This is a genomic window from Kitasatospora sp. NPDC057512 (assembly GCF_042802135.1).
Classification (GTDB): domain Bacteria; phylum Actinomycetota; class Actinomycetes; order Streptomycetales; family Streptomycetaceae; genus Kitasatospora.
Genome location: NZ_JBHVET010000580.1, coordinates 1 through 5,734 on the forward strand (window position 1 = coordinate 1; position 5,734 = coordinate 5,734).

The window sequence follows — 5,734 nt, forward strand, 5'->3', positions numbered from 1 at the left end:
GTGCGGGCCCCTGTCTGCCGGGTGAGAACCGCGGCAGGGAAATTACAGCGGGCGGATGTTCTCGGCCTGCGGGCCCTTCTGGCCCTGCGTGACGTCGAACTCGACCTTCTGACCCTCGAGCAGCTCGCGGAAGCCCTGGGCGACGATGTTCGAGTAGTGGGCGAACACGTCAGCGCCGCCGCCCTCCTGCTCGATGAAGCCGAAGCCCTTTTCCGCGTTGAACCACTTCACGGTGCCAGTAGCCATGAGAAATCTCCTTCGAGAGACTGTCCGAAGTCTGCACCATGCAGACATTCGAGTCGCCGCGATGAGAACCCGCCGGAAAGAGCCGGTAAAACAAAAAATGCGCCCGCAACAATAAGCAGGCGCACACAAAGTTCATGGGAACCACAACTGCAACTAACTAGAGCTTAGCAGACTCCGGCTCGTCGGCACGGATTTTCACTCGTCCATTTTCTTCCCGCCCTCCCGGACGCGACCCTCTCGCCCCGAAAGTGACAGCAACGATCGGTTCCCGCACCGGAGTTGGCGACACCGAGCGCTGCCCCGGCCCGGTCGTGATCTTTTCGCCACGCCCAGGGGGCGAGTCGACCCGGGGACACCCGGCAACGGATTCACACGCTCCGGAACGGCCCGTTCCGTCGATTTTCGGAGCATACTGACCGGGATGAGGAAAACACCGGCAGTCCGACGCCCCCTGCCCACCAGTCCCTTCAAACCCCGGCCTGACGCACCGCCCAAGCTATTCGCGGTGGGCGACCGCGTGAGCCACGACAAGTATGGTCTCGGCCGCGTCCTCGCGGTGGAGGACGGAGCCTACGCGGCCGTCCTCGTCGACTTCGGCACCCGACAGGAGCGGATCGCCCCACCGTACGCCGCCTTGTTCACGCTCTGACCGGCACGCCCACGGCCCTACCGTCGCCGCTCCGGGGCGCATGCCGGAGCCCGATCGGCCGCTCACCTGGGTCCGGCCACCCGGCCGGACGCCAGGCGTTTCGCGCTGCGTCGACGCGCCCGGTCCGCACCCCGGTTCCGCACCACCCGCACACCCGCCCGTCCGTGCCCGCCGACAGGTCGGTGGCCCCGTCGGGTGATGCCAGGGCGCGGGTTCCCACGGCGGCCGATCCACGGCTCGCATAGTCGGACTCGTCATACCCGCCGATCGTGGGACGAGCCGACCATGAGATTTGCCCGCCGAGAGATCCTCACAGCCGCCACCGCCCTGCTGCTCCCCCTCACGGGCTGCGGGTCACCGCAGGCACGCCAGCCCGTGCCCTCGACACCCCGGGATCCGAGCTCGACGGCCGCGCCCACCCCGGCGGCGCCGCGGGCTTTCACCCTCGTCGCGACCGGGGACGTCCTGCCGCACACCGAGATCATCCAGCAGGCCAAGGAGGACGCCGGGGGCAACGGTTACGACTTCACCCGGATGCTCGCCGGGGTCAAACCGGTCATCAGCGCCGCCGATCTGGCCATCTGCCACATGGAGACGGTGTACGGCGCCGACGGTGGGCCGTTCACCGGCTACCCGTCGTTCATCTCCCCACCTCAGGTCGCCCAGGCGCTCAAGGACGCCGGGTACACCTCCTGCGACACCGCCTCCAACCACACGCTCGACGGCGGGCCGGACGGCATCCGGCGCACGCTCGACGCCATGGACGCCGTCGGCCTGAAGCACACGGGCTCCGCGCGCAGCGCCGACGAGGCGGGCAGCCCCACGATGCTCACGGCAGGCGGCGCCACGGTGGCCCAGCTCGCCTACACCTACGGCACCAACGGCATCCCCCTGCCGAAGGACCGGCCCTGGGCGGTCAACCTCATCGACCGGGAGCGGATCCTCACCGACGCGAGGGCCGCCCGGGAGCGAGGCGCGGACATCGTGGTGGTCAGCCTCCACTGGGGCACCGAGTGGCAGGACACCCCGGACGAGCAGCAGCTCGCGCTCGCCCGCGACCTGGCCGCCGAGCAGACCCCCGGCCGACCCGACATCGACCTGGTCCTCGGCACCCACGCCCACATCCCGCAGGCGTACGAGAAGATCAACGACACCTGGACGGTCTACGGCATGGGCGACCAGCTCGCCGGCCACATGTTCAACCACACCGGCGCGGAGGACCCGCGGGGAAACTGGAGCTCGATCGCCCGTTTCACCTTCTCCCCGCCGGCCCGGCCCGGACAGCGATGGTCCGTCACCAAGGCCGAGTTCCTCCCGCAACTGACCGACCTCGGCCCGCCCTACCGGGTCCTCGACCTGACCGACGCCCTCCACCACGCCCCCGGCCGCGCCGACTACACCCGGGCCCTCGACCACATCCGGTCGGTCGTCCTGAGCCGTGGCGGCGCCTCGGCCGGGCTCACCATGGCCCCCTGAGCGGACTGCGTGTCCGACGGCGACGGCGAACGACGGCGCCCGCCCCGGCACGCCCACCAGCGCGAGGCCGGCAACCTCGACGTGCGACGGGCTCCTGGGCATTGCCCGGCAGCCACGCTCTCCGCCGGGGCCGACTGCCGACTGCCGACTACGGTGCGTGACGGTACTCTGCCAAGTCGTCGAGGAGGAGGTCCGCGACCACCTCCTCGACCACCGCGGTGCGCAGTTCGGCCATGGAGTCGACGAGCGCCCGGTCCCACGGGGCGGGCGTGAGACGCCCCGGATCGGGGCCCGAGGGGACCCGGGGCACGGCGGCCCGGTAGTCGTCGGCCGCCATCCGCCAGGGGACGGCTCCGGCCTTGGCCATGACGTGAGCCGCGATGCGGATGCCCTCGCCGTCGAAGTCGCCGTGGTAGCGCAGGGAGGCGCCGTCGTCGGCGAGTCGGCGCAGCAGGTGGATCACGGCGGTGTTGGGCCAGCCGGAGGTGCAGACCAGTGGTGGGCAGTGCCGGCCGAAGCGTCGTAGGGCGAGGGCGAGCACGCTGGGGTTCTCGGTGATGTGCACCGGTCCTGCGGGACCGGTGCATTCGCCGGGTGAGCGCAGTTGGGCGAGAGTGAGGCTGACGGGGTGGCCGGATGCGGCGCAGATCCGGGAGATCGCGGCGACCGGGCCCTCTCCCCCGGGGCGGAGACCGACGGCGAGCACGGTGGCGGACAGTTCGTCGTCGGCGACGCCGGCTCGGCTCCAGAGCGCGCGTCGTCCCTCCGCGGCGTCGGGCATGTCGGTGCCGTACAGCACCGCCAGTGCGCGCAGGACGAGGGAGGACAGCCGGGTCCCGTCGTCGAGGGCGTGGGAGTCGCCGTCGAGGAGGCGGGCCGCGAGGACCGGTAGTGGCTCGCCGTCGGCCGGGAGTGCGTGAAGGACGGTCAGCGCGGCGGTCAGCAGGCCTCGGGTCCGGTCGGGTGAGCCGTCGACGAGGCCGTTGGCGCGCAGGTGGCCGACCCACTCCAGGAGGACGGGCTGGGCGGTGACCACGTCGTGGCCGGCCAACCAGCCCCACAGGGCGTCGCGTTGGCCGGTCTTGCGCTCGCGATCGGCAGCCCGGTCGTGGACCGGGCCGACGATCGCGGCCACCACGTCCCGGACGGTCCGGCCGCAGACCTCCAGCACGGCGCGGTCGAGTCCGGCGAGTGGGATCGTCGGTTCGGCGCCGGGGAGCCGGTCGAGTCCGAGGAGATCGGCCAACGCCTCTCGACCGGCGTCGTCGAGCGGTCCCGACCGCACCCGGCTGACGGGGCGGCCGGTCGACAGGCGGTCGTGGACGGCCGACCAGAGGGGCCTGAGTTCGGGGAGGTCGAGAGGATGGCGGCCCGTCATGCCGATCCGTCCGGGGCGGCTTCGTCGGGCAGCAGGTCGGCGCCCGTCCAGGTGAAGCGGGCGCTGGTGACGGCGTCGTCGCCGTCGCCTCCGGTGATCAGCTGGTGGACGGCGATCCCGGAGAGCTCCCGGTAGGTGCACCACTCGTGGTCGGAGGTGAGCACCAGGTCGAGGTCGAGCGCCGCGAGGAGGGCGAAGACCTGCCCGCGGTTGACGGTGTCGACACCGACGAAGACCTCGTCGAGCAGGATCAGCCGCGGGGACTCCGGCACCGCCTCGTAGTGGGCGGCCACGGCGGCGAAGAGCGGCAGGTGGAGTGCGATGGCCTTCTCGCCGCCCGAGAGCGCGCCGTGGAGCTTCTTGGTGAGCAGTTGCCACCCGGCGCCGTTGGCGCGGTCCAGCTTGACGACGAACTGGTGCCAGGCCGTGTAGTCGAGGACCTCGGCGAGCTGCTCCTCCCATGTCGCCGCCGTGTTGCGGGTCTTCGCTTCCTCGATACGGCCCCGGAAGAAGGCGTGCAGGGCCTCGCGGTCGGCTTCGGTGATCCGCGCCGGGTCCTTGAGCAGCAGTTCACGGGCCGTCCGGGTGCCGGCGGGCAGGTCGGGGTGGATCTGCCACACCAGACGGACCGCCACCCGTGAGGCGGTCCGGACCCGTTCGAGATGGCCGTTCATCCGCTCGACGAGTTCACCGGCCTGGCGGATCCGGGACGCGAGGTGGCGGCGGGTGTCGCCGGTGAGAGTCCGGTCGAAGAGGCTCCGCTCGGCGGCGGTGATGTCGTCCTGGCTGCGGTCACGGTCGCCGGTGAGGATGGCGAGGAGGCTGGTCGCGCCGACGCGGATGCCGTCGATGGTGGCGGTGAGGACGTGGATCTCCTCCTCGGCTTCGAGTTCGAGGTCGGCACGGCTGCTGAGGCTCTGGCGGGCTCGGTGGACGGCCTCGGAGAGGCGGTTCAGGGCGTCGCCGAGGTTCCTGGTGCCGTGCGGCAGGTTGGGCCATGTCGCGGCGGTCTCGCGTGCCGCTTCGAGGGTCGCGCGAGTGCCGTCCACGGAGGTGAGGACGAGGCCGAGGCCCGCGTCCTCGGGGAATCCGAGGACGCACAGGCGCCGGAAGCTGCGGGCTGCCTCGTTCCGGGCCGCCACGGCCCTGTCGTGCAGGGCCTCGTCCTGGGCCGTGGTGGCACCCAGCGCACCGATGCGCCCTTCGAGCGCGAGAAGTGCCTGGGTCCCGGATTCGATGTCGCGGCGGATCCGGTCGAGGGACCTCCGGAAGTCACTGATACGGGCGGCCACTTGGCGGTAGTCCTCGCCGACGGTGCTCTCGACCGCCCGGAGCGTGGATCGGAGCCCACGGGCGGCGGCCTCGACGGTCTCGGCCTCCTCCAGGCTCTCGGCGGCCGCTCCCCTGGATGCCTCGGCGTGGCTGCGCGCGGAGTCCCAGGCCTGCTGGGCGGCTGCCCAGGCCAGGTGGGCGTCGAGCCAGACGTCGGCCTGTTCACGCAGCGCGTCGACGGCCGTGGCGGTCGTGTCCAGGGCGGCACGTTCGGTCGGCAGGGCGTGCTCCGCCGAGGCGACGGCGAGCGCACGCAGCGCGTCCGCGACCGCGGTCTCCTGTCGCGCGAGCCGTTCGACGGCCTCGCGTACGGCGTCCTCGCGGGCGCCCACCTCGGACTCGGACCGTTCCCAGACGCGCTTGGCCTGTTCCACCTCCCGGTGGTGCGGCCGGGAGCGGAGGTCGGCGCCGAGTCGCGCCCGGCGGTCGGCGAGGGCACGCAGCCGTGTCTCGTGACCGGTGAGGGCCGTGTCGGCCTCGGCCAGGTCCGCGGTGAGGTCCGCGATCCGCCGCTGCCTGGCGCGTTCCCGGGCCGCGGCGCCGATGTGGCTGGACTCCTCCTTGCTCCAGGAGCCGACCGCCGTCGCCAGCCGCCAGCTTCCGTCGGCCGCCACGGCGGCCGGGTGGCCCGTCGGGAGCGTGGGGCCGTAGGC

Annotated in this window: 5 protein-coding genes; 2 read left to right on the forward strand and 3 right to left on the reverse strand. The window is 72.1% G+C overall.

What is annotated here, in order from left to right:
• Positions 1 to 42: 42 nt before the first annotated feature.
• Positions 43 to 246: a cold-shock protein gene (locus ACFU6K_RS29475; protein ID WP_049649849.1), complete on the reverse strand. Its 204-nt coding sequence runs from the start codon at positions 244 to 246 to the stop codon at positions 43 to 45.
• 505 nt (positions 247 to 751) lie between these two features.
• Here ACFU6K_RS29475 and ACFU6K_RS29480 point away from each other — a divergent pair.
• Complete coding sequence (locus ACFU6K_RS29480; protein WP_369808267.1) at positions 752 to 895, forward strand: hypothetical protein; 144 nt, start codon at positions 752 to 754, stop codon at positions 893 to 895.
• 285 nt (positions 896 to 1,180) lie between these two features.
• Positions 1,181 to 2,371, forward strand: coding sequence for a CapA family protein (locus ACFU6K_RS29485; protein WP_380668097.1), 1,191 nt, complete (start codon positions 1,181 to 1,183; stop codon positions 2,369 to 2,371).
• A gap of 148 nt (positions 2,372 to 2,519) precedes the next feature.
• Here the strand turns inward: ACFU6K_RS29485 and ACFU6K_RS29490 are convergent, their stop codons facing one another.
• Both ACFU6K_RS29490 and ACFU6K_RS29495 read right to left on the reverse strand, forming a co-directional pair.
• Positions 2,520 to 3,749, reverse strand: coding sequence for a TIGR02679 family protein (locus tag ACFU6K_RS29490; RefSeq protein ID WP_380668099.1), 1,230 nt, complete (start codon positions 3,747 to 3,749; stop codon positions 2,520 to 2,522).
• Positions 3,746 to 5,734: TIGR02680 family protein (locus tag ACFU6K_RS29495; RefSeq protein WP_380668101.1), on the reverse strand; the 1,989-nt coding region annotated here is incomplete at its 5' end. The genes ACFU6K_RS29495 and ACFU6K_RS29490, both read right to left, overlap by 4 nt.

Coding starts and splice junctions, on each gene's coding strand:
- ACFU6K_RS29475 (WP_049649849.1), bottom strand. CDS start 246: ATGGCTACTGGCACCGTGAAGTGGTTCAACGCGGAAAAGGGCTTCGGC.
- ACFU6K_RS29485 (WP_380668097.1), top strand. CDS start 1,181: ATGAGATTTGCCCGCCGAGAGATCCTCACAGCCGCCACCGCCCTGCTG.
- ACFU6K_RS29490 (WP_380668099.1), bottom strand. CDS start 3,749: ATGACGGGCCGCCATCCTCTCGACCTCCCCGAACTCAGGCCCCTCTGG.